This window comes from Comamonas sp. Z3 (genome assembly GCF_008121565.1).
In the GTDB taxonomy this organism is placed as follows: Bacteria; Pseudomonadota; Gammaproteobacteria; order Burkholderiales; family Burkholderiaceae_C; genus Comamonas; species Comamonas brasiliensis.
In genome coordinates this window covers 734,671-759,143 of record NZ_VOQU01000003.1, presented here as the reverse complement: position 1 = coordinate 759,143, position 24,473 = coordinate 734,671, and the positions used below count along the sequence as shown (strand labels likewise).

At 56.6% G+C, this 24,473-nt stretch carries 22 protein-coding genes and 1 pseudogene; 5 read left to right on the top strand and 18 right to left on the bottom strand.

Annotated features, from left to right (window positions below; all coding sequences use genetic code 11):
• Window positions 1–38 precede the first annotated feature (38 nt).
• From FSY59_RS12020 to FSY59_RS11960, 13 genes are all read right to left on the bottom strand, one after another.
• On the bottom strand, window positions 39–626 hold the full coding sequence (locus FSY59_RS12020) for a class I SAM-dependent methyltransferase (RefSeq protein WP_148729012.1): 588 nt from the start codon (window positions 624–626) through the stop codon (window positions 39–41).
• 45 nt (window positions 627–671) lie between these two features.
• Entirely contained in the window at window positions 672–1,379 is a 708-nt protein-coding gene (locus FSY59_RS12015; protein WP_148729011.1) for a hypothetical protein, read from the bottom strand.
• Between the two features lie 21 nt (window positions 1,380–1,400).
• Window positions 1,401–2,162, bottom strand: coding sequence for an FkbM family methyltransferase (locus FSY59_RS12010; RefSeq protein WP_148729010.1), 762 nt, complete (start codon window positions 2,160–2,162; stop codon window positions 1,401–1,403).
• A complete protein-coding gene (locus FSY59_RS12005; protein WP_148729009.1) occupies window positions 2,155–4,113 on the bottom strand; it encodes a hypothetical protein in 1,959 nt (652 codons plus the stop codon). The genes FSY59_RS12010 and FSY59_RS12005 overlap by 8 nt, the downstream gene beginning before the upstream one ends.
• Entirely contained in the window at window positions 4,110–6,155 is a 2,046-nt protein-coding gene (locus FSY59_RS12000; RefSeq protein ID WP_148729008.1) for an FkbM family methyltransferase, read from the bottom strand. The genes FSY59_RS12005 and FSY59_RS12000 overlap by 4 nt, the downstream gene beginning before the upstream one ends.
• A gap of 53 nt (window positions 6,156–6,208) precedes the next feature.
• Window positions 6,209–6,826 (bottom strand): hypothetical protein, encoded by a 618-nt coding sequence (locus FSY59_RS11995; protein ID WP_148729007.1) that lies wholly within the window; start codon window positions 6,824–6,826, stop codon window positions 6,209–6,211.
• Window positions 6,826–8,004 (bottom strand): aromatic ring-hydroxylating dioxygenase subunit alpha, encoded by a 1,179-nt coding sequence (locus FSY59_RS11990; protein WP_148729006.1) that lies wholly within the window; start codon window positions 8,002–8,004, stop codon window positions 6,826–6,828. The genes FSY59_RS11995 and FSY59_RS11990 overlap by 1 nt, the downstream gene beginning before the upstream one ends.
• 45 nt (window positions 8,005–8,049) lie before the next feature.
• A complete protein-coding gene (locus tag FSY59_RS11985) occupies window positions 8,050–8,691 on the bottom strand; it encodes an acetyltransferase (protein WP_148729005.1) in 642 nt (213 codons plus the stop codon).
• Between the two features lie 8 nt (window positions 8,692–8,699).
• Window positions 8,700–9,440, bottom strand: coding sequence for an SDR family NAD(P)-dependent oxidoreductase (locus FSY59_RS11980; RefSeq protein WP_148729004.1), 741 nt, complete (start codon window positions 9,438–9,440; stop codon window positions 8,700–8,702).
• Entirely contained in the window at window positions 9,437–10,477 is a 1,041-nt protein-coding gene (locus tag FSY59_RS11975) for a ketoacyl-ACP synthase III (RefSeq protein WP_148729003.1), read from the bottom strand. Before FSY59_RS11975 ends, FSY59_RS11980 begins: the two co-directional genes overlap by 4 nt.
• A 16-nt stretch (window positions 10,478–10,493) precedes the next feature.
• Window positions 10,494–10,724 (bottom strand): acyl carrier protein, encoded by a 231-nt coding sequence (locus FSY59_RS11970; protein ID WP_148729002.1) that lies wholly within the window; start codon window positions 10,722–10,724, stop codon window positions 10,494–10,496.
• A 98-nt stretch (window positions 10,725–10,822) separates the two neighbouring features.
• Complete coding sequence (locus FSY59_RS11965; RefSeq protein ID WP_043370703.1) at window positions 10,823–12,088, bottom strand: flagellin; 1,266 nt, start codon at window positions 12,086–12,088, stop codon at window positions 10,823–10,825.
• Between the two features lie 222 nt (window positions 12,089–12,310).
• Entirely contained in the window at window positions 12,311–12,541 is a 231-nt protein-coding gene (locus FSY59_RS11960; RefSeq protein WP_144244882.1) for a hypothetical protein, read from the bottom strand.
• 14 nt (window positions 12,542–12,555) lie between these two features.
• Between FSY59_RS11960 and FSY59_RS11955 the strand changes: the two genes are divergently transcribed.
• The 5 genes from FSY59_RS11955 to FSY59_RS11935 all read left to right on the top strand — a co-directional run bounded on the left by FSY59_RS11955 (window position 12,556) and on the right by FSY59_RS11935 (window position 17,707).
• Window positions 12,556–13,746 (top strand): flagellin, encoded by a 1,191-nt coding sequence (locus tag FSY59_RS11955; protein ID WP_043370701.1) that lies wholly within the window; start codon window positions 12,556–12,558, stop codon window positions 13,744–13,746.
• A 217-nt stretch (window positions 13,747–13,963) separates the two neighbouring features.
• Window positions 13,964–15,160, top strand: coding sequence for a flagellin (locus FSY59_RS11950; protein ID WP_148729001.1), 1,197 nt, complete (start codon window positions 13,964–13,966; stop codon window positions 15,158–15,160).
• 304 nt (window positions 15,161–15,464) lie between these two features.
• Entirely contained in the window at window positions 15,465–16,868 is a 1,404-nt protein-coding gene (gene fliD / locus FSY59_RS11945) for a flagellar filament capping protein FliD (protein WP_043370699.1), read from the top strand.
• Between the two features lie 110 nt (window positions 16,869–16,978).
• Entirely contained in the window at window positions 16,979–17,395 is a 417-nt protein-coding gene (gene fliS / locus FSY59_RS11940; protein WP_043370698.1) for a flagellar export chaperone FliS, read from the top strand.
• 12 nt (window positions 17,396–17,407) lie between these two features.
• Window positions 17,408–17,707 (top strand): flagellar protein FliT, encoded by a 300-nt coding sequence (locus FSY59_RS11935; protein WP_003059178.1) that lies wholly within the window; start codon window positions 17,408–17,410, stop codon window positions 17,705–17,707.
• A 244-nt stretch (window positions 17,708–17,951) separates the two neighbouring features.
• Here FSY59_RS11935 and FSY59_RS11930 read toward each other — a convergent pair whose 3' ends face one another.
• The 5 genes and pseudogenes from FSY59_RS11930 to FSY59_RS11910 all read right to left on the bottom strand — a co-directional run bounded on the left by FSY59_RS11930 (window position 17,952) and on the right by FSY59_RS11910 (window position 24,420).
• Complete coding sequence (locus FSY59_RS11930; protein ID WP_003059180.1) at window positions 17,952–18,671, bottom strand: RNA polymerase sigma factor FliA; 720 nt, start codon at window positions 18,669–18,671, stop codon at window positions 17,952–17,954.
• 5 nt (window positions 18,672–18,676) lie between these two features.
• On the bottom strand, window positions 18,677–19,534 hold the full coding sequence (locus FSY59_RS11925; protein WP_043370696.1) for a hypothetical protein: 858 nt from the start codon (window positions 19,532–19,534) through the stop codon (window positions 18,677–18,679).
• Window positions 19,527–21,140 carry a flagellar biosynthesis protein FlhF gene (flhF, locus tag FSY59_RS11920; protein WP_043370694.1) on the bottom strand — a complete coding sequence of 538 codons (1,614 nt, stop codon included), beginning with the start codon at window positions 21,138–21,140 and terminating at the stop codon, window positions 19,527–19,529. The genes FSY59_RS11925 and flhF overlap by 8 nt, the downstream gene beginning before the upstream one ends.
• Window positions 21,137–23,239: pseudogene (gene flhA / locus FSY59_RS11915) on the bottom strand (flagellar biosynthesis protein FlhA). Before flhA ends, flhF begins: the two are co-directional and overlap by 4 nt.
• Complete coding sequence (locus FSY59_RS11910) at window positions 23,239–24,420, bottom strand: flagellar biosynthesis protein FlhB (protein WP_003059190.1); 1,182 nt, start codon at window positions 24,418–24,420, stop codon at window positions 23,239–23,241. Before FSY59_RS11910 ends, flhA begins: the two are co-directional and overlap by 1 nt.
• Window positions 24,421–24,473: the final 53 nt, after the last annotated feature.

Below are 24,473 nucleotides of genomic sequence, written 5' to 3'. Positions count from 1 at the left end.
ACACGTTTTGGTGCCACCTTTCCATCTGCGCGAAAACTTTACTTCTCAATGGGTTTTACCGTTGCCCAGGTCGGATACTGCGACCAAGGATCATCGGATTTCTGGAAATTCAGTAAGCCTATCTCTAGCTGATACTTGTCGATAAAAGCATCGACTGCTTGAACGACTAGTGGCCATTTGGGGGCGTAGTCATCACCAGCCATCACGCCGCCTGGCTTCAATTTGGGCCACCAGTGGTCAAATGTGGCACCACCTTCTTCGCCTGTATGTGCATACCCATCGACATAAATGAAGTCGAAGAATGCATCGGGAAATAGGTCAAGCGCCTCATCAAAAGTCATGCGCAATGTGGTATTTCGATCTCGGAATGGAAGCAAGCGGCGCAATGCAGTCTTGTATTGCGCTGTATCGTGATGGCGATCTCCCGCCCACATATCGATGCTATAGAGGTGAGAAAAACACCCTGTTTTCAGCAACGTTTCGGAGAATCTTCCTTCTGCAACACCCAACTCGACACCGATGGAGCCAGCTTTGAGAAGTTTGGTGATATCTGATCTCTGCTGAAAATTTTGAATATCTTTAAGAGAATAAGATTTATTAGGTTTGTTTTTTTCTGTTTTTTTCATTTTCTTTGAAAAAGATGAGAAATTCTTATTTTAGCTGGTGAAGAACTACATCTTTGGTTGCCAAGGTTTGTGATTGGAACCTTTTATATAAATGGTGAGTGCCATTGTATTTCGTTCTCTTTCACTTTCACCGATAGGGTCAACACCATGCCAACTCTCATCCGTCCGAACAAAGGCATAGCCTGAATTTGGTTGAAACTGGTTGCGTTTCAATTTTATGAAATCATTTCCTTCCTGACGATAGAAAGATGTGCCTAAATGGATTTGTGAATTGTCTTCTGGCAAATAAATCTGGAAAGTGGCCACCTTTATAGCATGATCCGGATGTACGTTAATAAAATAACCAGGGAAGTCTTTGTAGAAAATAGGAATGGAAACAGTTTCCGGAATTTCTCCATTGAAGCGCCGCTTTATTCTTCCGCTGAATTTTTCAAGAATTGCATCTTTCAATGCATCTGAAGAAAATACTTGACGCATTCTTTCCCAAAAGGTCCGATTCTCGCCGCGTAACCGCTGTATGGACTCATCGGTCAGATCAAACATTAATCGTGTGGAGCCTCCATCTGGCAGCTTAGCGTCAGGATGGGGAAGGATTTCGTAGTTGTCCTTGCTGGGGAGTTGAGCAAGTATTGATTGATAAATCGTCGGCTCAAATAGGTCTTCCACGTAAATATTATCGGAGGGCTCGACATCAATGTCTGCACAGCGAATCTTATCAATCAATCTATCCACTACTTGATTAACAGAAAACATGAGAACCTCCTTTTCATAGAATCAAGGTTTTTTGTAGAGAAAGTTGAGTACACCCTCAAGCTGTTTGTGAGGATATATAGTACTTTGTTTCTTGTGCATAAATTCAAGACCACATGTGTGCATAATGCTGTTCACGCCGTCCACCTGCTCAAGTAGCATTTCCACCAACTCAATAGATACAGATTTTAGCTTTGGATCTGAAAGCGTCTGGCGTGCACCATTAACAATATCTAATTCGATACCATCTACGTCAATCTTGATGTGATTAGGCACATCCATGCCAAAAAGGTTAACCAGTTGATCGATACTACAGCCCATCATGCCTTGCCGAAACGCGGGGATGTATGGATTACCGAGGTAATCCAGATCGTTGTTAAATGAACTCAGCGCCGTTCCGATACTGATAGATGCAAGATTTATTGTACCGGCAGAAATATCCTCAGACAAGGCAAAGCAGTAGGCCTTAATCTTGTCTTGCAAACCATTCATATAGATATTTGCGCAAAGTTGAAAATAGTTTCCGAAATGTGGTTCAAATGCTATGACATTGATGCCACGCAAGGCCGCGTATATTGAATACATACCGATATTTGCCCCAACATCCCATAGCACATCACCTTCGGAAAAGCTATCAATCCACTCTAGGGTTTCTGGTTCTTTAGTGAACAAGGTTTCAAAGCGCCAAGCGTTTGAGTTCTTATTGCTGAGTAGATAGCGAACATCTTTGTCGCCGATGCGGCATACACCCACCCCTTGACACATAAATATTTGTGTATCATCCATTAAGATTCTCCGAGTGACTTGATAATGATATGTAATCGAGTGGCAGATTAGGGGAGTGGGTTATTTTTCCCAAAATGCGGCCATGCCTTTCAAAGTGCCGTCGTGCGACAATGAAGGACTTTCTCATATTTTCCGTTCCGGATTCAAAATTCACATAATCCGGCACTTTCCCCCCAAAGAAATAGGGTGTGCCTGAATAATCCAGATCTACGCCACCGACATAGACTTTCTCAAATCCCATATAAAAGGCAAATTGAATGGCATCCATGACGACGGTAAAGCTTCCGTTCACGATCAAGGATGGGTCTGTTGAAAAGTGTCCTTCTCCCTCGAACATCAAGGGCAATGGTTGGCTACCATAGGTAATCACTCCTTGCGCATCAAAATCTTGCGGAAAGGTTTGACGGGCCAGTACGGCCGCTTGCTCCCGAAAGAACTTCTGCTGCGCTTTGACGGCCATGACGTTTTTGCCAAATTCCTGAAATCCCATGCGATCGCTGAAAAAATAGTATTGAGGCAGAAATTCAATGCCCTTTTTTTCTATTTCATAGGCACGGTTGCACCAGAATGATTCTGCTTGCAATAGGGCCCGTATATCCAGCTCATTCAAGGAAGGAGCATTGCCGAGCACATATGCGGTCTGGCCTTTCTTGGTGTCCTTTAAGGCACGAATTCTCATGCGCATGATGGACTCATCCGAGGCTCCGACAGCGGATGTGGAGCTATGCACCTGTTCCAGCTTTTCAATGCGCTGGCGCAGCACACTGCCACCAGAACGCTCAAAGCTCGCATGGTGCAAGGGGCGTTCCCACGTCGTGACCTGCTCGTAGCTGCCCCAGTGGTTCAGCGTCGTGCGGGCCTGGCTGCGCTCCAGCTCGGGCAAGGCGGGCAGCCGTGGGGGTGGAGCATCGGGAGATAACGTTGCGTGCCAAAAGGCGGGAGACAGCACATCACGAAAATGCACCTGCACATAACCGTCTTCCCGCGGAGTCCCCGTTCCCGTCAGCGAGGTGTAGGAGCGAAACAGCGTGTGCGCTGTCTTGCCAAACCATATGGCTTCTTGCAAGGCTGGGGCGGAGATGCTGACCAACTCCACGTCGTCATGCGTGCTCAACACCTGATAGAGGTTTTGCTGGCATGCCCGCACAGGGGTTTCCAGCATATGCTCCAACCTTGCGCGTTCTTGTTGCACCTGGTCGCGCAATGGGCCCCTGCTCAGGCTATGGGATGAGGGCGCAACATGGCGAGCATCCAGAAGGTGCAGCACGGTTTTTCCTCTTGCCAGCGTGCGCAACTGTGCGGAAAAATCCGTACAGCATAGGGTGCGCCCATGCGGCGAGAGAAGTGCCGGATCTCCGTAAGGCTGGCCGATGAAAAGAAGGCAGTCATCCAGATTGAATTTGTAGCGGTAACTTTCTTCCATGCCCAGCTGATGGGTATGCAGATTGGCCGCCAGAGTCGCGGCTTCCAGCAGCAACTCTTCATCTGACACGCTCAGGTCGGCAAGACGTTTTTGTAGCGTGACATTCGATGCGCGTAAGGCGACATATAAATCGCGCCCGAAGGCCAGGGGCGAGGGACGCATGTCCAGCCAGTCAATGTCCCGCTGCGCGCATGCCTGGGCTAGCCAGGGGGGCAGATCATAGGACAAGACCAGGGATGAAGGCGGCACATGGGCGAACAGGTAGTCCACCGCCGCTGCTGGCGCGGCACGCCAAGTCTGCATCCAGAATTCCGTGGCGAGCATGGGGTTCCACCCCGCCAGAGCGCGAAATTTTTGTAGATCGAAGCCCGGCAATAATGCCGAAGGCTGTTTTGCCGTCGGAGGCCAGCAGGGATTGATGCCGCAGCCTTGGCGTATTGGCTCTCGCACAAAAGCGAACAAGCCTTCCGACGCTGCTCGATGGCTTCGAAACAGGTCGGGCAAGAGCACAATGTGCTTGTAATTCATGGAACCAAGGATTTCAGTGAAAAAATATAAGTTGGCGAGGTGGGATAAAACTCGTCTAATTTCTCTGAAAAATCCTCAGGTGCCAAAAGTGCCAAGGAATAGTTTGATTTTCGAATACCAAGTCGATACACAAACGGAAACCAGTTCACAATAAAATCACGGAATGCGTGGTATTTTTTATCGAAAAGTTCGACATAAATCAGACGCGGTGGCGCGGTATCCAACTTTTCCTGTGCACCACGAATGGCATTTAACTCTGCACCTTCTAGGTCCAGTTTCCACACATCACAATCTTCAATCAAGCTATCTATTGTGATGGTCGGAATCCGTATTGTCTTTCTTTCTTTTCCGAAGATGGCTGGAAAAAGCTCCAGCATAGATTGGTCGCAGGTAGAGCCTTGGTTATGTTCCTGTGACACATGAAGATCAGCATATCCCGTGGATTCGGAAAGTGCAGCCTCCACGCAGATAATTCGCGGCTCGTGTAAATCCTGAATGCGGGACGCCAGTTCAGGCAGTGGCTCCACGGCGACCACCCGAGCAGCACCTTGCTCCAGGAAATGCAAAGCAGTCAGGCCTATGTTTGCACCGCCATCCAACACGATGTCTCCAGTTTGGATAAACCGCTGAATGAACATCTTGTCGATGTCATATTGCGGATAGCGCAGCGGTGCTTTCAGGCACGCCGCATACCTACGTTCGTGGGGATGCTCCAAATGCAGTGTCAGTGAGACGCCGCCTACCTTGCGCTCAACTACGCCACGGTCTTTGAGTAAATTCTCAACATCGGCACAGAGCAAGGGGGCTTCGTCCTCGTTCAACCATGTGCGCCCCATTTGTTCCAGCGTCTCGATACGCTGCCTCATTGCTGCACCGCCGCCGCGCATGAAAGACTCATAGGGTAGTGCACGTTCCCAGGTTAAAACCTTGGAATAATCCCACCAGTGATCCAGTAGCTCCCGGGCATGGCTGTGTGCTACATCGGGCAAGGCGGCTAGACGTGGTGCAGGGCACTGCGGGGCTAAAACTCTATGCCAGAAATCCGGTGACAGCAGAGTCTTGAAATGCATTTGAAGGTAGGCGGAATCGGATAACTCCCCTTCCTTGGCCAGCGGAACAAAAGGCTGAAACAACGTGTGCGACTTTTTGCCGAACCATGCGGCTTCTTGCAGCAGGCCTGAAGAAATGCCAACGAGTTCCACGTCGTCCTCGCTGCTGAGGATTTGGTAAGCGCTCTGATTGCAGATGCTTGGTGTTTGTCCGGTGATGCGCTGTAGTGCAGCACATTCCTGTCGGGAAAAATCTGGGGCAAATGGATGCGGCTTGTATCGCAGGACTTTGCCTTGACTCAATGTGCGCAGAGTGTCGGCATAGTCGGTGCAGCGAAATGAAGACCCATTGGGCGCCAGCAGCGAAGCATCGTAGGGTGCTTGGCCAACGAAGACCAATGCATCGTCCAGACTCTCGAAATGGTAGTTGCGCTCTATTTCCATCCGCAGCCTGTGCATCCGGACATTAGCCCCCAGCAAGGCTGCTTCCAGACGCAGTTCCTCGTAGGGTACACAGAGAGGGGCAATGCGTTGTCGCAATATTTCACTGGAGCAGCGCAGGGCCACGTACAGATCCCGGCCAAAACGCAGGGGCGAGACGGCAAGGTTGAGGAATTCCACATCCCGCGCAATACAGGCCTGCTCTAGCCAGGGAGGAATCTCGAAGGCAAGCAGGAGGTGGCGCGCGGGCATGTATTGAAACAGATAGTCAATGGCGCTATCCGTCACACAATGGTAGTTCGCTGTCCAATGGGTCTGCCGTGCAGCGTTATCGGCAAAAATGCTGGGCGGCATACCTGCACGGGCACGAAATTCCGCAAGATCAAATCCCGGCTTTAGCCCATGCGGCTTCCTGCCGCCCGGTGGATAACCAATGGCTATGCCAGCACCTTGCTGGATCGGTTCGCGCACAAAGTCGAAAAAAGCTTCTGGGAAGTTACGGGTGCCGCGTAACAAGTCCGGCATGCAGATAATGCCGTCCACTGCTGTCATTTCTCCCTCCTGGGTGCGCTATTTGGCATTTTTTGGACACTGTTTTTCATTCACTAAATTACTTGAACAGGGTTGGGGAACATGGGTGAATGAAAAGTGCAGGCGGGAATATTTCCAGAGTACTGTTTTGCGATATTGAGATAACAATGAGTACCAATCTGCGTTGCACGCATGATGCTGCTGTTGGCGCAGATCGTAACGAAGCTCCCGATATTGCATTGCTCGCGTATGGTCACATTGGCTTCTAGTGTCACGTAGTCTCCAATAACTACGTCCTCTGTCAAAACAGCGTTGGGGTGTAGAACACAATGATCTCCGATGGAGCTGCCGGCTCCAACAAAGCATCCTGCGTGAACAATAGAATTTGCCCCAATACGAGCACTGGGATCGATATGGGCGTGAGGCGAGATGAGGGAAGCGAATTGATAGCCTGCTTCACTGAGTTCCTGACAGAAAGCGCGTCGCACGTCATTGACGTAGAACTCATTGACCGGGGCACTAATCTCCCACTCCGTTGCCGAAAAATCGCTCAGGACCGAAAAATCAAATTCGTAATAATCCTCGACCGGAATGGGACACATGAGTGCCTGGCGCTGGGGATATATTTGTAAGGCTAGATGGAATGCATTCCTCAATGTACCGTCGGGGCCAATAACCAATAGTGGCTTCATTATTTCATGGCCTCCTTGCCTGCAAGATTCTGCATATACCAGCGAGCCATCGTATGTTGACGATGCTCATAGTCTCCCAGGACGCCCATGGTCCCGGCATTGAGTAGCGATGCCTGCATAGCTTCGAGTAGAACCCTGTCCTCGTCGATCACCCGTTTTTCCGCGTGATGTATTCCCCATAACAAGTGAGGCTGCGGAGGTAATTCTTCCTTGATCTTGGAGGTGAAAACCCAGGAGTGGAAGTTGGTGAGATCAGGCGCTAGTGGGTCGTATTGCTGCAGATAGAACGTCTCTCCATGCAGCGAGCCAAAGTTGAAATTCGGAAAAATATGGCATCCAAAAAGATGACCCTTATCAAAGATATTTTCCAGAAATTTTGTATACCATCGACCATGGTATTCAAGAGAGACTCGGCTTATCCAGTTGATGTCATGCAGCAAGACCTCATCCCGCCTGTGGATGGGTGTTCTGAAATCGATATCTCTGAATGGGGATGTTGGTTTTTCTTGCGTTCCCTCATCGACAGTTTTCGTGCTCTCCTTATTTTTAGGCAAAGCAGCCGCATAGTTGACGATGGGTGAAAATGTCTTGGAATGTACAAATGGAACGTGATTCCAGTCGAGAATATTTTCGAAATTGAGCTTCCAATTGTACCGGCCCGTGAATGTTGTATAAGAGACACGGCTGTCGAAATGCTTGGAAACTATTTCCAAACAGGAGCGCAACTGCTCAGAGAGTTGATTTTCTATGGGGAATGGTTTTTCGGAAATATTGATAAAAATGAAATTTCCGACAGTCTCAATTCCAAGCTGCTTCAGGTTCAGTTCAGAACGATTACAGATATTGTAAATGTGCTCATTAGGAATACCTCTCAGTCTTCCGTCGCCATGAAAGCTCCAGCCGTGATAAGGGCACAATAATTTGCGATTGCCATACAGCTGTGTTTGTATTGGCATCCCCTTGTGTGTGCATGTGTTGCGAAATGCGCGTAACTCTCCGTTGATGTTCTGCACAAGAACAGGTACCCCGCCAACGGTGCGGGTGATAAAATCATTCTCCTGCTGCAACTGCTGTTTCAAGCCAATGAATATCCAAAGGCTTCCGAATATCTTCTGACGCTCAAGCTCGAACCAATATTGGTCTGTATAGCAGGCCGATGATAATACGGGGAGTAGCACGATGCGTAGCCAATATTTAAAGTGGAAAATCCAGATATGAAGATATCAGGCAGATATGACTCTAGCCGGATTACCAAATACCGTAACTTGAGATGCCACATTTTTGACAACCACAGACCCGATACCCACCGTGCAGCCCTGCCCCAATGTGACGCCTTTGGCGATAGTGGCGCGAGGGTGAAGAGCTACGCCATCTTCCACGCTCACTCCACCTGCTAAGAAGCTCATCGCACCAATCATGCAATAGCTGCCCACTTTGGTGTCATGGCCCAGAATGACATAGGTATCAATATAGCTGTAGTCGCCAATCTCGCAGTCCGTGGAAATGACCGCGCCAGGCGTCAGAAAAACGCCTTGGCCTATGCGGGCGCGAGCGGCAATGGAAGCTTGCCGTGTATAGCTGTAGAAAGCTGCGCCTTGGGCGATCAAGGGAGCCAGCAGTTCTTGTCGCCATCGGGGATCGCCAATCGCTGGAATATAGACCTCATCAGGTTGCGGTTGATAGGTCAGAGGAGAGCCGAGCACTTTTTCATGTAGCTCAGAGGGCAGCTCTAGATCGGCGCGTGTATCCAGGAAGCCTGCCAGGATGTATTCGCGGTCCATTTCGCGGTCTTGAGACAGCACGTCATGGACGATGCGACCCAGTCCGCCGGCGCCGACGATGATGAGTTTCTTGCGTGGTTGCATGACGTAGTTCAGCCGACGGTATGACCGCCGTCGAGGACCAAGGTTGTACCGGTGATCCAGCGACTGGCGGGCGAGAGAAAGAAGATGGCGGCATTCGCAACGTCTTCAGGCTGCCCCAGCCCCAATGGGTAGCTCTTGATGGTTTCATCAAGGCCGCCCGTGGTGCTAAGAGCCGCTTCGAACATGGGCGTTTGTACAAGACCTGGGGCTAGGCAATTGACGCGAATGCCTTTTTTTGCCACTTCCATCGACAGGCTGCGTGCCATGGCTTCCACCGCCCCTTTGCTGGCGGAGTAGGACGACACGCCATGAACTCCGATATGGGCGGAAATGGACGAGATGAAGACGATGGCTCCGCCTTGCTGTATAGAGTTCCTCAGCAGCAACTGTTGCGTCAGCAGCATGGGACCGACCAGATTTGCCGCGAGCTGGCTTTCTATATGGGGGCGCGTGGCAAGCCGTAAAGGAGCCAGTAGAGAAATCCCGGCGCCATGTACGACACCATCGATTTTGCCCAGTTCTGCCACAGCCGTTTTGATAGCCAGGTCGTCACACAGATCGAGGTGCAGGGGCTTGTGCCCGGTACCCGGCATGGCTTGCAGCGTGGCCGCCAGCCTCTGAGCATCGCGCCCTGAAGCAATCACTTGGGCGCCTGCCTGGGCGCAGCTCAGTGCGATTTGCCGGCCGATACCGGAGCTGGCTCCGGTAACCAGAATGACTTTGTCTTGGAGGCTGAATACAGATGTCATGACACTACCAGCTCAGGGAATTGGGCGTTTCCATCCGTCTCCAGAAGACATGATCCCCAGGACAAGCCAATGCCAAAACCACTTAGCAGCAGACGCTTGGGGTGGTTGGCCAAGACATCGCGCAGTCGCGCCGTCATGGTGATGGGCAGGGAGGCGCCGCTGGTATTGCCGAAGTCATGCAGGGTTGACGGTACTTTTTCCGCAGGCAAGCTCAGCTTTTTGCGGATGGTCTCGTTGATCATACGGTTGGCTTGGTGGAAGACGAAGTAATCCACTTCTTCCTTAGGCGTGTTGGCGTATTCAAGCAAGCGATTGACGGCGGGCGGAACGCGCTGCGTGGAAAAGCTCAATACAGCAGGGCCGTCCAGGTGCAGCGCACTAGGCCATTGCTTGAGACCGTTTTCATCGCGTTTGGGAATGAGATGTTCAACACTGAACGGCTCACGGTGTCCGCCTGCGGGCAGCAGGATGGACTGGTAGCCGCTACCATCGCTGTTGAGGTCGAAATGCATTGGAGGCGCACCGGCATCGAACTCCAGCGCCGTGGCGGTGCCCGCATCGGAAAAGAGCGGATCTTGCACGGATGCGCATTTGTCTCCGACAAGAATCAAGCCCTTTTTAATGCTCCCAGCAGCAATCATGCTGCCCAACAGGTGCAAGCCGAACGGATAACCGGAACAGCCCAAGTTCACGTCGAAGGCGATTGTCGAGTGCGACAGACCCAATCGATCTTGCAGGATGATGGCCGTGGAGGGCATCAAATAATCTGGTGACTGGGAAATGACGATGAGGGCGCCTATTTCTTCACGCTGCCATTGCAAGGAGTTGAGTAGCTCTTGGGCAGCATCGAAGGCCAGATCGGAGAAGCATTGCCATTCGTGACAGATGCGGCGGTTCTGAATGCCGATATTGCGCACAAGGCGCTCACGTTCCGACTTCAGCTGTGGAGGGCAATCCAGCAAGTTGTCAAGAACCCGTCGTGGGACGCAACTCGCCATACCCGCAAAGCGGACGTTGTGCAGTGTGGACAGCGCCATAAGAGCCTTTCCGGGTTTAGCCCAGCAGCTTGTAGAGGTCGGTAATGGTCGTGCAGGTCTTGAGATCGTCGCCCGTGATGGCCTTACCGAACTCCACATCGAACATCACGATCACACCCAACGCGGCCAGCGAATCCCATTCGGGCAGGCTTTTGAGTTCGGTCTCGGGTGTGACCTCCACGGACTCCTGGAAGTCCACGGCACTTAGAAAATTTTCGATGAATTGGTCGATATTGATAGAAGTCATGATGATCCGATTCTATAAAAAAGCCGCTTGTCAGCCATGGCGAACAAGCGGCCCGAGGAGTTTTGCGAACGATGGCGGGAGCATCGTCGCAAAGCCTCTTATTTTTGCAGCAATTGCAGCACTTGCTGGGGAATCTGGTTGGCCTGGGCCACCATGGCTGTGCCGGCCTGCTGCAGGATCTGCGTGCGGCTCAGGTTGGCGGTTTCCTTGGCAAAGTCTGCATCAACGATGCGTCCTCGTGCGGCCGAGAGGTTTTCCGACTGGATGTCGATATTGTTGACCGCGTTCTCGAAACGGCTCTGCATGGCGCCCAGCGTGGCTCGTGCGCTGTTGATCTGGTCTACGGCGCTGTCGATCTTCTGCAAGGCAACCCAGGCACCCGCCTGGGTGGATACATCAATGTCTTCGATGCCCTGAGCTTTGCTGACGGAACCTGCAGCAGGGGCAGCGCCACCGGTCAAGCTGATGCCAGCTGGATTGGCCGCAGGGTTGAGGCCCACGCTTGGCGCGCTGAAGTCGGCGCCCCCAAAAGTCACGGACACAGGGTTGCCGCTGCCGTCGAGCTTGTTGGACAGGATGTCCACCTGGTAGTTCTCGGAACCATCAATCTTGGTCAGGTAGGCGGTCACGCCGGTATCACCGGTTTTGTTGTTGATGGCTTCCACGATCTGTCCCAGGCGCTCCTGGGGGCTGCCTGCTGCGGCCAGTGGCCCCAGGTTGATCGCAGAGCCACCACCAACGGTGATGGTCACATCGGCGGCAGCGGTGCTGAAATCGGCAAGGGGCTGGCCTGCAGCAATGGGCTGGGCAGTCGCAACGGGGGAGACTGTCGACTGTCCATAGGACACCGAGGACAGCTGCGAGGACCGTGTATCTGCCAAAGCGCCCAGCGTGATGTTGTCGCCAGAGTTGGCGCCCACCTGGAACACCGCACCCGCAAAGCTGCCCTCCAGCAGCTTCTGGCCGTTGAAATTGGTCTGCTTGGCAACACGATCGATTTCGGAGGACAGCTGCTTGACTTCGGCCTGCAGCGCTTCGCGGTCGCTCTTGCTGTTGGTGGCATTGCCGGCTTGCACGGCCAACTCGCGCATACGCTGCAGCATGTCGCCGACCTTGCCCAACGCACCTTCGGCCGTCTGGGCCAGGGAAATTCCGTCGTTGGCATTGCGCGATGCAACCTGCAGGCCGCGCACCTGTGTATTCATGCGTTCGGCAATGGCCAGGCCGGCCGCATCATCCTTGGCGCTGTTGACACGCAGGCCCGAGGACAGGCGTTGCATGGAGGTCGCCAGCGACGTGCCTGAGAGGGCTAGATTGCGCTGGGCGTTGATCGAGATGATGTTGGTGTTGATGGTAGCAGCCATGTCTAGAAACCTCCGGAATTAGGGCTTGGAGCATCGCTGCAGTGACCAAAGACATTGGTTAAGCGATTGGCAAACCTAGCGATGAGAGGATTTTTCTATGAACCGCTGACCTGCATACGACCGAATAAAGCGCCAATTGCCCGCCTTCTTGCTGCTTTCCCAAGCCCCCGGCATCACCGGCTGGTTCTCAGCCATGAAGCGGACTCACGCCCAAAAGCCTGTTCAGCATGCTGCTGTTGATACGGAGGCTTTTGTAAAGAATCTGCCCGGCGCAGCAAGCCCTTGGGCGACTTGCTGCGGGCGAGATGAAAAAACGCTAAAGAAAAAAAAATACAGCCCGATAACTGCATTGTACGGAGCAGGCAAGCCGCAAAAGCGGCAAGCAAAGCCCAAAGAGGCCCGCAATGCAAGGCTCCGGCAACCAAGCAAACCATTCATCAATACCGTCTGCATAAAGGAATTCCATCATGGCCATGACCATCAACACCAACGTTGTTTCGATCAATGCCCAGCGCAACCTGGGCCTGTCGGGCAGCTCGCTGGCGACCTCCATGCAACGCCTATCCTCGGGCCTGCGTGTCAACAGCGCCAAGGATGATGCGGCCGGCCTGGCCATTGCCGAGCGCATGAGCACCCAGGTGCGTGGCCTGTCCGTGGCTTCTCGCAATGCCAACGATGGGATTTCTCTGGCCCAGACGGCAGAAGGTGCCTTGGGCAAGGTCGGCGACATGCTGCAACGCATGCGTGAACTGGCCGTGCAGTCGGGCAATGCCACCAATAGCAAGTCTGACCGCGAAGCCCTGCAGGCCGAACTCTCGCAACTGCGTGACGAAGTGGATCGCGTGGCCAAGACCACCACCTTCAACGGTCAGAAGGTGCTGGACGGCAGCTTCACCGGTGGTGTGTTCCAGGTGGGTGCGAACTCGGGCGACAACATCACGGTGGGAGCTTTGGCTAATACCAAGGTGGATGAGCTGGGCAAGTCTGCTTATGGCGAAGTGACGGGTGGGTTGGTCGCAGCAACGGTCAAATCTGAAGCGCAGGCGGCGATTTCGGCTGGCGATGTGACGATCACGATCACCGGCGCCAATGGCAAGGCAGCAGCCGACGTCACGATTGCCAAGGATGCCAACGTGACCGAGGACGAGGCCCTGGGCAAGGTGATCGCAGCCATCAATACTCGGACTGCAGACACAGGCGTGACAGCTTTCCTGAGCGACGACAAGACCAAGATCGAGCTGCGTGCGACCGAAAACCCCGCCAATGGCGATGCGCTCTCCAATATTTCGATCAGCAGCAGCATTGCCTCGGTGGACGCGGCAAGCTTCACCGAAGCTGGCGGCAAGGGAATTGACAAAGTAAACATCAGCACCCAATCCGGTGCCTGGGAAGCCTTGCAGCGTATCGATCAGGCCATCGACAAGGTGAACTCTGCCCGTGCCGATCTGGGCGCCATCCAGACTCGCTTCGAGAAGTCGATCGAGAACATCGACATCCAGAGCGAGAACCTCTCGGCAGCGCGTGGCCGCATCACTGATGCCGACTTTGCCAAGGAAACCGCCAACCTGAGCCGCACACAGATTCTGCAGCAAGCAGGCACGGCCATGGTGGCCCAGGCCAACCAGCTGCCTCAGCAAGTGCTGAGCCTGCTGAAGTAATGAGGTCAGGCCTTGGCGATGCGCTCTTACAGCAAGGCCTGACATGAACACAAGGCCCTGCACTGCAACTCCCCAGCTTCAGTGCAGGGCTTTGGCAAGAACGGGTAGCCAGACTGCCTGAAAAAAAGGAGTCGATGGAAATGCGCATGTTTTTCGTGTGCTCCCAACCATCGGATTCCATATCACCGAGTGAGCGTTAGAAAAAGGGGAAACTCAAATGGCAATGACCATTAACACCAATGTTGTGTCCATCAATGCACAACGCAATCTGGGGCTGTCTGGCAACTCGCTGGCGACCTCCATGCAACGCCTGTCTTCGGGCCTGCGTGTCAACAGCGCCAAGGACGACGCCGCCGGCCTGGCCATTGCCGAGCGCATGAGCACCCAGGTCCGCGGCCTGTCCGTGGCATCGCGCAACGCCAATGACGGTATTTCCCTGGCCCAGACAGCTGAAGGCGCGCTGGGCAAGGTCGGCGACATGCTGCAACGCATGCGCGAACTGGCTGTGCAGTCGGGCAATGCCACCAACAGCAAGAGCGACCGCGAAGCCCTGCAGTCCGAACTTTCCCAGCTGCGTGATGAAGTGGACCGCGTGGCCAAGACCACCAGCTTCAACGGTGCCAAGCTGCTCGACGGTGGCTTCACCGGTGCAGTTTTCCAGGTGGGCGCCAACTCCGGCGACAACATCACCGTGGGCGCTCTGGCCAATACCAAGGTCGATGAGCTCGGCAACTCGACCTACGGCAAGGCAGCGGATGTCACTGCAGCAACGGTCAAGACGCAGGCACAGGCATCGATCTCGGCTGGCGATGTGACAATCAAGATCACGGGCTCCAATGGCACCGAGACTTCGGTCAAGATTGCCAAGGATGCCAACGTGACCGAGGACGAAGCCCTGGGCAAGGTGGTGGCGGCCATCAACTCCAAGACGGCCGACACCGGCGTGACAGCCTTCCTGAGCGACGACAAGACCAAGATCGAGCTGCGCGCCACCGAAAATCAGGCCAATGGCGACGATATTGCCAACGTCAAGATTGACACGGGCAGCAGCATCGCAGCAGTGGATGTTGCGGCCGGTGCCGCCACCGCGGGCGGCGGCAAGGGCATTGACCAGGTGGACATCAGCACTCAATCTGGTGCCTGGGAAGCTCTGCAGCGTATCGACAAGGCCATTGACAAGGTGAACTCTTCCCGAGGTGACCTGGGTGCCATCCAGACCCGGTTCGAGAAATCGGTTGAGAACATCGACATCCAGAGCGAGAACATCACTGCAGCCCGCGGCCGCATCACCGATGCCGACTTCGCCAAGGAAACCGCCAACCTGAGCCGCACGCAGATCCTGCAGCAGGCCGGCACGGCGATGGTGGCCCAGGCCAACCAGCTGCCCCAGCAGGTCCTGAGCCTGCTGCGCTGATGACGGTAGCTGCCTGCGTCGTCTCGATGAGAGGCATCGCAGGCAAGCTCTAGTGAAAGTTTGCTTTTTGATGGCGGTCTTGCAAATGCGAGACCGCCTTTTTTGCATGCGCCTGTAAAAAGCACTCAAGTTCTCATCCAAAAAGCCGAGAAAGAGGCGGGAAAAGCTGTGAGGCCCGAGTCCAAAGCCGCGATAGACAAGGCCTCATGCTGCTTTTCATGCTTTTGATTTTTTCTTCTTGCCCCAGAATGGGCGGCAGTGATAGGCATGGACTGCGGGAGTCCACGGCCGCAAGGAGTAGAAAATGGCAGTTTCCTCTGTGGGTATTGGCAGTGGCCTGAATGTCTCGGACATCATCAGCAAGATGGTGTCTCTGCAAAAGCAGCCTTTGGCAGGACTGCAGGTCAAACAGCAGACCATCCAGACCCAGATTTCGACCTATGCTCAGATCAAGTCGCTGTCGAGCACGCTGGCCGATGCGAATGCCAAGCTCACGCGCGATAGCGGCTGGAATTCGATGACCATCAACTCCAGCAACTCCGCAGTGTCGATGACGGTGTCGGGCATTACCAGCGCGGCGACGTATGACGTGTCGGTGACCCAGCTCGCTCGATCGCAGACATCGGTGAACGCTGCGCGTGCCGTGGATCAGAAGATGGGCGCGGCAGGCACGTTGAGCATCCAGAACACCAAGACTGGCGTACCGGTGAATGTCGACTACACCAGCAGCGACACGCTGACCACGCTGGCCGCGAAAATCAATGAAAAGGCCTCCGGCATGCAGGCTCTGGTGATGCGTGATGGCGCAGGCAACGAGCAATTGATGCTTCGCTCCAAGGCGACGGGGGCAGATGCGGCATTCAGCGTGACGGATAGCGGCTCCGCCGTGGGCAGTTTCTCCATCCCTGCCAACCAAGGGGCGCAGGATGCCAAGATCACCATCAATGGTGTGACGCAAGCCTCCAGCACTGACAACTTCGACAATGTGCTGCCGGGCTTGAAGATCACGGTCAACCAGGTGACCGTCGATCAGGCGACCAATGTGGACAAGCCTGCGCGCGTCTCCGTGACGGCTGACAAGACCGCCACCAAGAAGAACATTCAGGACTTTGTAGACGCTTTCAATGCCTTGAACGACTTGTTGACCAAGACCACCAAGGGCATGCGGGACGAGAGCGGCAAACAGACATCCTCGACCGACGAAAACGACCCATCGGGACTGTTCCAGGGCGATTCAGCCACGATCAGTCTGCAAAGCAGCCTGCGCTCCCTGCTCAGCGGCTCGGCCAGCAATGCCACGGGCGATCTCAAGCGCCTGGCGGATATCGGTATCGAGTACAAGGATGGCACCTTGAGCATCACCAAGTCCGAAAAGCTGGACAAGGCCCTGGACTCACCCGACGCCCTCAAGTCGCTTTTCGCAGCCAAGTCTTCCAGCGATGGAACCGGTGGCGGCATTGCCGTGAGCATGAAGAAATTCACGGATGAACTGCTGGCCTATGACGGAACGCTGAACAGCAAGACCGACTCACTCGAATTGCGCAAAAAGAGCAATCTAAAGGACCAGGACAAGATCAACGCGGGAGCGACGACGCTGGAGGCCAAACTGACGCGTCAATACTCGGCACTGGACTCGCAGATGTCCTCCATCTCGGCGCTCAGCACCTATATGCAGAACCAGATTGCTGCCTGGAACAAGAGCAGCTGAAGATTCGCGCTTTGCGTAAAGCGGCTCAGTTCTGCACGGGGCCAAAAAAAACTTGATTTTGGAAAGCGACTGCCGATATCCAAGGTAAGTCGTTGACAAGGAAGCCTGCCATGTATACCCCCTCTTTTTCCCGCGCTGCGAGTGCCTATCGCCAGGTAGGTGCTCAGTCTGGCGTGGAAAGCGCATCGCCACATCGCCTGATTCAGATGCTGTTTGAAGGGCTGTTGCAGAACCTGAATGCTGCACGCGGCGCGATTGAGCGCGGCGAGGTAGAGGTCAAGGGCACCCAACTGGGTCGTGCGGTGCGCATCCTGGAAGAAGGCCTCAAGGGCAGTCTCAACCGCGAACAGGGCGGAGAGCTTGCCGCTAACCTGGGCGCCTTGTATGACTATTGCATCCAGCGCCTGACTCATGCCAATTTGCGCAATGACGTGCAGGCCGTGGAAGAGGTAGTCTCGCTGGTGGAGCCTGTCGCCCAAGGCTGGCAAGAAATCGGTTCCGCTCCCGCTGCTGCAGCCGGGCAATAAAACAATGCATATATGGAGCACACATTGATCGACTTCTACCGCGCCATTGAGGAAAGCAGCGCCAAGATGCTGCAGGCCGCCCAGGCCAAGGACTGGGACGGTGTTGCGCGCTATGAGGGCACTTGTGCCGTGCTGATCGAGCAGCTGCGCTTTCGTTCGCGTGACGAAAAGCTGGCGCCCGAACTGCGCAAGGAAAAGGCGCGCATCATGCAACGCATCCTGCGCAACGATGCCCAGATTCGCGTGCTCGCCGAGCCCTGGCTGGCCAGTTTCGAGCACATGTTTGACGGCCAGCCGCATGTGATGCACTGATTGCAAAGCCACTCAAGCCAAGCCCTGCTGCAGCGATGCAACAGGGCTTTTTGCTTGCAGCGACGATCAAGACATCCATGAACCCAATGCCGCAGAACGCCAAACGCTATCGACAATGAAGCAGAAAAACGCAGCCATGCCGCTGCGTTGCAAAAACAAAGCCGCCGCTTGGGCAGATGGGATCTGCCCAAGCGGCGGCTTTGTTCTGGTCAATGGCCCGCTCCTGGCGGACCGTTTCAGGTGTTCAATGCGAGCGCATCTTGGTGCGCAGACGGGCGATGGCCTGACTGTGCAGCTGGCAGACCCGCGACTCGGTCACGCCGAGCACGGCGGCGATTTCCTTGAGGTTCATGTCGTGCTCGTAGTACATGCCCATCACATACTGCTCGCGCTCCGGCAGGGCCTTGATGGCCTCGACCAATGCGGAGCGCATGCGCTGGTCACGCAGCAAGGCAAAGGGGTCGGCACCAGAGTCGGCCACATGCCGCTCCAGATAGTCGTCGCCGTCGTCGCCGTCACCTCCGCCTATGTCCTCGAGATAGACCAGCTGCGTGCCGCGCACCTTGCCCAGCAGGGACTGATAGTCGTCCAGGGCCATGCCCAGCTCGGCCGCGATCTCCGACTCCAGCGGGGGCCGGCCCAGGCGCTGTTCCAGGCGGTTGAGCGCCTGCTCGATTTCCTTCTGGCTTTTGCGTGAGCTACGGCTCATCCAGTCGCCTTCGCGCAGTTCGTCCAGCATGGCGCCACGAATGCGCTGGCTGGCGAAAGTGTCGAATTGCACGCCTTGCTCGCTCTCGAAGCGCGACAGCGCTTCGGCCAGACCGATCATGCCTACCTGGATCAGGTCATCCAGCTCGACGTTCGGTGGCAGTTTGGCGATCATGTGCAAGGCAATTCGACGCACAAGCGGCACATGCTGACGAATCAGCGCGTCGCGGTCGAGTTGGCCTTTGGCGGTGTACATGGCAGTCAATGGCTCCAGACAAGGGATTCAGGCGCGGCAGCCGCCGTAGGCTGGGCCTGCATGGGCAGGATGCAGGCCGTCTTGAGCATGTGCAGCGTGAGCTGATGCAGATCGCTGGCCTGACGCCAGCGCAAGCGCATGAGCACCGGGGCATCGCCCAGATGGCGCTGCGAACACTGTAGCAGTGCATTCAGGCGCTGCAAGCGTGTCTGAGCGTTTTGCTTGGCTGTCTGCGAGCTGCTTTGCTTGCGGCTCCAGTCGTATTTCTGCGGACCATCAGCCGCGAGCGGTGCCTCCAGTGCGGCAATCGTGCACTCCACACCGGCAAACAAGGCCAGATGCTTGAGCTGACGGTAGCTTTCAATGAGGTGTTCGGAATCGGGTGGCACGACCAGCAGCGGCTGCAGGCCCTGGCCTTGCAGCAGCGGCGTCAGGGTCTCGCTGCTCGCATAGATGAGAACGGTGGTGTAGCCGCGCACATAGGCTTGCAGGGCCGTCAGCATGTCCAGCCCCATCTCGTCGGCAGAGGCCTTGAGCTGTTTGAGGCCCAGTCGCGCGGGCAGGCTGGCCACCGACTGGGCGTCGCCGACGCTTGCGCGCAGTCCCGCCTGAGCCTGCCAGGCATGCTGCGCCAGCAGCTGGGCAAGACCTGGCGTGTGAAAGGATTCGGCCTGGCTGCCATCGAGCACCAGCACCTTCTGCCCCAGGCGCTGCAACTGGGCGCACAACGGCCAGAGCACGGCCTGCTCGGCAGCCGCACCCGATGCGCTGTGCAGCACGGCGAGCACGCGCAAGCCTGCGGTGCTGGCATCGCTCACATGCAGAGCCATGCCCTGATGCAATGGCGAGCGACGCTCAAGCATGGGCAGCCTCTGCGCTGCTGGCGGACGAAGGGGTGAAGAAGAAGTCCAGATCCAGCGACTGGGGATCAAAGGCCGACTTGGCCGCCGAGCGCATGGAGGCCGAGACCAGCAGTTGCGCATTGGCGCGTTCGAAGTCTTCGGGCACGCGCTGGCCATTGGTCACGCCGCGCAGCTGGATCTGATGACGGATCAGCGTGTCCACCGAAGGACCAACCTTCACGGCTTCATCGACCTTGGTGAGGATGGCGTGTTGCGATCCGCGCGCCTTGAAGGCCTGCATGACATCGTCCTGCGCATCGCCCTGAGCGGCTGCATTGACGGCCAGCAGCTGCTGCACGCCCTCAATGGCCAGCACATCCATGATCTCGTCCTTGCGCGGATCACGCGGGGCCACGCCGGTCGTATCGATCAGCACCATCTTCTTGCTCTGCAGCAGTCCGAGCAGGTCCTGCAGCGCAGCCTTGTCATGGGCCTGATGGGCCACCATGCCCAGCATGCGGGCATAGGTGCGCAACTGGTCATGGCCACCGATGCGATAGGTATCCAGCGTGATCAGACCCACGGATGCGGGACCATGCTTGGCCGCGCACAGCGCCGCCAGCTTGGCCGTGGTGGTGGTCTTGCCCACGCCGGTCGCGCCGACCAGGGCAAACACCCCGCCCTGCTCGTAGATGGCAGGCTGGGCTGCATCGGTGCGCAGATTGCGCTCCAGCACCTGCATCAGCCAGCGCACGGCGTCGCCGGCGGAGAGCGTCTCTGGCAGCTTCTCGATCAGCGCACGTGCAAGTGCGGGCGAGTATCCGGCACGGATGAGCTTGTGCATCAGGCTGGACTGGATCGGGTTCTGACGCGTCTGGCCCAGCCAGGTCAGCGTGTTGAAGCGCTCCTCGATCAGATCCTTCATGGACTGCATCTCCTGCATGAAGTTCTGAGGTGCAGCCGTACTGACGGGTCTGGCGCTTTCCTTGAGCTGGATCTTCTCGGGACGCAGAGGATTGTGGCGGATCACCGCAGCGCTGGCTGCCTGAGACTTGGCGGCCATGGCAGGGCGCTCGTTGTTGCGCTCCTGCACGCGCTGGGCAAAGGTGGGCAGCGCTTCGCTGCTGTCCAGCGACGACTCATGGCGGCGGCGCAGCATGCGCTCGCGCACATAGTCCTGGAAGGTCAGCGTGCTCATGGACAGTTGCTCCACATCGTCCTGCACGGAATGCTGGGCCAGTTCATTGATGGCCTTGACCGGCTTGGCCTGAATCTGCATCTCGCGGGCCTGCTCTTCCTTGGCCGTCTGACGCGCCTGCACATGCTCCAGCGTACTCATGGCTTCACCGCCCCGGCTGCGCCTGGCAGCAGCGGGGGCCAGAGGCGAGTGCTCCTTGCGCAGGCTCATGCCTTCGTCACTTGCGCGGCGCTCCAGTGCCTTTTGCAGGGGCGAGCCGGTCTGCATGCCGGCATCCATGTCCTGAAGGGTCTCTTCGGCCGTGGCCATGACTTCCACTCCATCCGGCGTCTGTCGGTTGGAGAGAATCAGGGTGCCGTCGCCAAAAACCATGCGCGCCTTGGCCAGGGCCTCACGGGCAGTCGGGGCGTAAAAGCGTTTGATATTCATGCGGTTGCACCTTTAAGAATCGGGCCGATGCGGATGGTGTGCGTCTCGGGAATCTCGCTGTGCGCGAGCACCTGCAGACGCGGCGCCACACGGCGCAGCAGCTTGGCAAGAGAGTTGCGGATGACGTCCGGCACCAGCAGGCAGGCGGGCAGACCCAGCTCTTCCTGTTGGTTGGCCACATCGACCGCTTTTTGTGTGAGGATTTCAGCCACGCCGGGGTCCAGCGATGGCGCATTGGGGTTCGACAGTGCCTGCACCAGCAGACGCTCCAGGCCGGGCTCGATGGCAATCACATTGAGCTCGCGGGTCGGACCGTAGATCTGCTGCACGATGGCAGGCGACAGCGCAATGCGCACGCGACGCGCCAGCTCCACCGGATCGGCCGTCTGCGTGGCGTTTTCGGCCAGCGTCTCGATGATGGTGCGGATATCACGAATGTGCACAGAGTCCTCCAGCAGCAGCTGGAGCACTTTCTGGAACGTTGTGATGGGCACCATTTTCGGGATGACTTCTTCGATGAGTTTGGGGGCCAGCTTGGCCACATGGTCAACGAGCTGCTGCGTCTCAGTACGAGACAACAGCTTGGCCGCGTGCACTTGCATCAAGTGTGACAAATGCGTCGCCATCACGGTTTCCGAATCAACGACGGTAAAACCGGCCATTTGTGCCGCTTCCTTCTGCCGCTCGTCAATCCAGTGCGCGGGCAGGCCAAAGGCAGGATCGGTCGTGGCCGTGCCTATCAGCGGCGTGGTGATGCCGCCGGGATTGATGGCCAGGAACATGCCGGGGAAGGCTTCGCCCTCACCCACCATGACGCCGCGCAGCGTCATGCGATAGGCACTGGGCTTGAGCTCCAGGTTGTCGCGCACATGTACGGCCGGGGGCAGAAAGCCCACCTCCTGTGCAAACTTGCGGCGCACACCCTTGATACGCGTCAACAAGTCGCCCTGACGGCTCTTGTCCACCAAGGCAATCAGGCGGTAACCCAGCTCCAGGCCGAGCAGATCCACGGGTTGCAGATCGTCCCAGCTCGCTTCGCCGTCACCCTGCACAGCCTGCTGCTGGGGTGCCGCGGCGCTGTTTTCTTCTGCGACGCGGGCTTTCTCCCGCTTGTCCAGCATCCAGGCACCCCAGCCCAGCAATGCCCCCATGCTGATGAACACCAGATGCGGCATGCCGGGAATCAGGCCCAGCAGGATCATCACGCCGGCCGTGATGCCCAGCACCTTGGGCGACATGAACAGCTGCTGCACGATCTGGCGGCCCATATCGGATTCCTTGCCCACGCGCGAGATCACCATGGCCTAGGCCACCGAGATCAACAGACCCGGAATCTGCGCCACCAGCGCATCGCCCACGGCCAGCAGGATATAGCTGTCGGCCGCCTGGCCCGCGGTCAGGCCGTGCTGGGCCATGCCGATGATCAGGCCGCCGATGACGTTGATCACCAGAATCAAGATGCCGGCAATCGCGTCGCCGCGCACAAACTTGCTGGCTCCGTCCATGGAGCCGAAGAAATTGGCTTCCTCGCCCACTTCGGCACGGCGGCGCTTGGCTTCCTTCTCGTCGATCAGGCCGGCGTTCAGATCGGCGTCCACCGCCATCTGCTTGCCGGGCATCGCGTCCAGTGTGAAGCGGGCCGAGACTTCGGCAATACGCTCTGCGCCCTTGGTAATCACCACGAAGTTGATGACCACCAGAATGCTGAACACGATCAGACCCACGGCAAAGTTGCCGCCGATCAGGAAGTGGCCGAAAGCCTCGATCACCGCACCCGCGGCGCCGGGGCCGGTGTGGCCCTCCATCAGTACCACGCGCGTCGACGCCACGTTGAGCGACAGGCGCATCAGCGTGGTCAGCAGCAGCACCGAAGGGAAGGCCGCGAAATCCAGCGGCTTGATCATGTAGGCCGCCACCATCATCACCATCAGCGCCACGGCAATATTGAGGGTGAAGAAGGTGTCCAGCAGCCAGGGCGGCACGGGCAACACCATCAGACCCAGAATGGCCACCACCAGAATGGGAGTAGTCATCCCTTGCAGGGCGCCGGCATTGGAGCCAGACCACTTCTGGAACAGTTGCAGAGGATTCGACGACATCACAGATTACCTTCTTGCTGCGCAGCAGCATCGACCGCCGCAGGCTGGGTGCGGCCACGGTGCGGATCCAGCTCCACAGGCACGGGGGGCTCGCCCAGCGCATCGGGCATGGGACCCTGGCCGCTCAGTGCAGCCTTGAGACGATAGACATAGGCCAGCACCTGGGCCACGGCCGTGTAAAGCGCGGCGGGGATGGCCTGATCCAGATCGGCATGGGCATAGAGAGCGCGCGCCAGCATGGGCGACTCAAGCACCGGGATCTGATGCGCGCCCGCGATTTCGCGAATCTTGAGCGCCACCAGATCCGTGCCCTTGGCAATCACCTGGGGCGCGGCCATGGTGGCATCGTCATAACGCAGCGCCACGGCATAGTGGGTAGGGTTGGTGACCACAAAGTCGGCTCTGGGCACGGCCGAGACGCTGGCCCGGTCGGCGATCTCGCGCTGCTTCTGGCGGATCTTGCCCTTGAGCTGCGGGTTGCCTTCGGACTCCTTGTGCTCCTGCTTGACCTCCTCATGACTCATCTTGAGGCGCGACTTGAAGAGAAAGGCCTGCAACGGCACATCGATCAGGGCCACCAGCAGCACCACGACCAGCAGCAGGGTGACGCCCGTGGTCAGCCAGGAGCCCACCATGGCGAGCGCCATGGGCGATGGCTGGGCCGAAACCGATGCAATCTCGGCAATATTGGCACTCATGTACTTCCAGGCCACGAAGCCCAGCACGATGGTCAGGAACACCATCTTGACCACCGTGGTCAGTTGCTGCTTGGAGAACAGATTCTTGAGGCCAGACAAGGGATTGAGCTTGCCAAAGCGCGGCTGAATGGGCTTGAAGCTGAAGATCCAGCCACCTGCAGCCACGCCGGACAGCACCGAGGCCGTGGTGGTCACCAGCGCGAAGATCACGGAAATTCCAAGACCCAGCATCAGCATGGACTGAAAGCGCTCCAGCATCAGCGCCGGAGTCTTGGCTGTCACGGCATTGAACACCAGTTGCTGGGCCATGGCCTCGCGCAGATGATTCATCATGGGCTGGGTGCCCATCAGCACCAGCAAAGCGCCCGTGCCCAGAATGGCCAGGTGCGACAGATCGCGCGAGCGCGCACCTTGGCCGTCTTCACGCGTCTTCTGCAGCTTGCGTTCGGTGGCGGGCAGGTTTTTGTCTTGGGATTCGGACATGGCGCACGGACGGATTGGATGTCCCAATTGTCCGAATCCGGCGCCCCTGCAAT

Excerpts from the sequence above, each read along its gene's own strand:
- FSY59_RS11985 (WP_148729005.1), bottom strand. The coding sequence starts at position 8,691 with ATGCAACCACGCAAGAAACTCATCATCGTCGGCGCCGGCGGACTGGGT.
- flhF (WP_043370694.1), bottom strand. The coding sequence starts at position 21,140 with ATGAATATCAAACGCTTTTACGCCCCGACTGCCCGTGAGGCCCTGGCC.
- FSY59_RS11965 (WP_043370703.1), bottom strand. The coding sequence starts at position 12,088 with ATGGCTGCTACCATCAACACCAACATCATCTCGATCAACGCCCAGCGC.
- FSY59_RS12020 (WP_148729012.1), bottom strand. The coding sequence starts at position 626 with ATGAAAAAAACAGAAAAAAACAAACCTAATAAATCTTATTCTCTTAAA.
- FSY59_RS11950 (WP_148729001.1), top strand. The coding sequence starts at position 13,964 with ATGGCAATGACCATTAACACCAATGTTGTGTCCATCAATGCACAACGC.
- FSY59_RS12010 (WP_148729010.1), bottom strand. The coding sequence starts at position 2,162 with ATGGATGATACACAAATATTTATGTGTCAAGGGGTGGGTGTATGCCGC.
- FSY59_RS11975 (WP_148729003.1), bottom strand. The coding sequence starts at position 10,477 with ATGGCGCTGTCCACACTGCACAACGTCCGCTTTGCGGGTATGGCGAGT.
- FSY59_RS11955 (WP_043370701.1), top strand. The coding sequence starts at position 12,556 with ATGGCCATGACCATCAACACCAACGTTGTTTCGATCAATGCCCAGCGC.
- FSY59_RS11930 (WP_003059180.1), bottom strand. The coding sequence starts at position 18,671 with ATGTACACCGCCAAAGGCCAACTCGACCGCGACGCGCTGATTCGTCAG.
- FSY59_RS12000 (WP_148729008.1), bottom strand. The coding sequence starts at position 6,155 with ATGACAGCAGTGGACGGCATTATCTGCATGCCGGACTTGTTACGCGGC.
- FSY59_RS12005 (WP_148729009.1), bottom strand. The coding sequence starts at position 4,113 with ATGAATTACAAGCACATTGTGCTCTTGCCCGACCTGTTTCGAAGCCAT.
- FSY59_RS11980 (WP_148729004.1), bottom strand. The coding sequence starts at position 9,440 with ATGACATCTGTATTCAGCCTCCAAGACAAAGTCATTCTGGTTACCGGA.
- FSY59_RS11970 (WP_148729002.1), bottom strand. The coding sequence starts at position 10,724 with ATGACTTCTATCAATATCGACCAATTCATCGAAAATTTTCTAAGTGCC.
- FSY59_RS11925 (WP_043370696.1), bottom strand. The coding sequence starts at position 19,534 with ATGCTTGAGCGTCGCTCGCCATTGCATCAGGGCATGGCTCTGCATGTG.
- FSY59_RS12015 (WP_148729011.1), bottom strand. The coding sequence starts at position 1,379 with ATGTTTTCTGTTAATCAAGTAGTGGATAGATTGATTGATAAGATTCGC.
- fliD (WP_043370699.1), top strand. The coding sequence starts at position 15,465 with ATGGCAGTTTCCTCTGTGGGTATTGGCAGTGGCCTGAATGTCTCGGAC.
- fliS (WP_043370698.1), top strand. The coding sequence starts at position 16,979 with ATGTATACCCCCTCTTTTTCCCGCGCTGCGAGTGCCTATCGCCAGGTA.
- FSY59_RS11910 (WP_003059190.1), bottom strand. The coding sequence starts at position 24,420 with ATGTCCGAATCCCAAGACAAAAACCTGCCCGCCACCGAACGCAAGCTG.
- FSY59_RS11935 (WP_003059178.1), top strand. The coding sequence starts at position 17,408 with ATGGAGCACACATTGATCGACTTCTACCGCGCCATTGAGGAAAGCAGC.
- FSY59_RS11995 (WP_148729007.1), bottom strand. The coding sequence starts at position 6,826 with ATGAAGCCACTATTGGTTATTGGCCCCGACGGTACATTGAGGAATGCA.
- FSY59_RS11960 (WP_144244882.1), bottom strand. The coding sequence starts at position 12,541 with ATGCAGACGGTATTGATGAATGGTTTGCTTGGTTGCCGGAGCCTTGCA.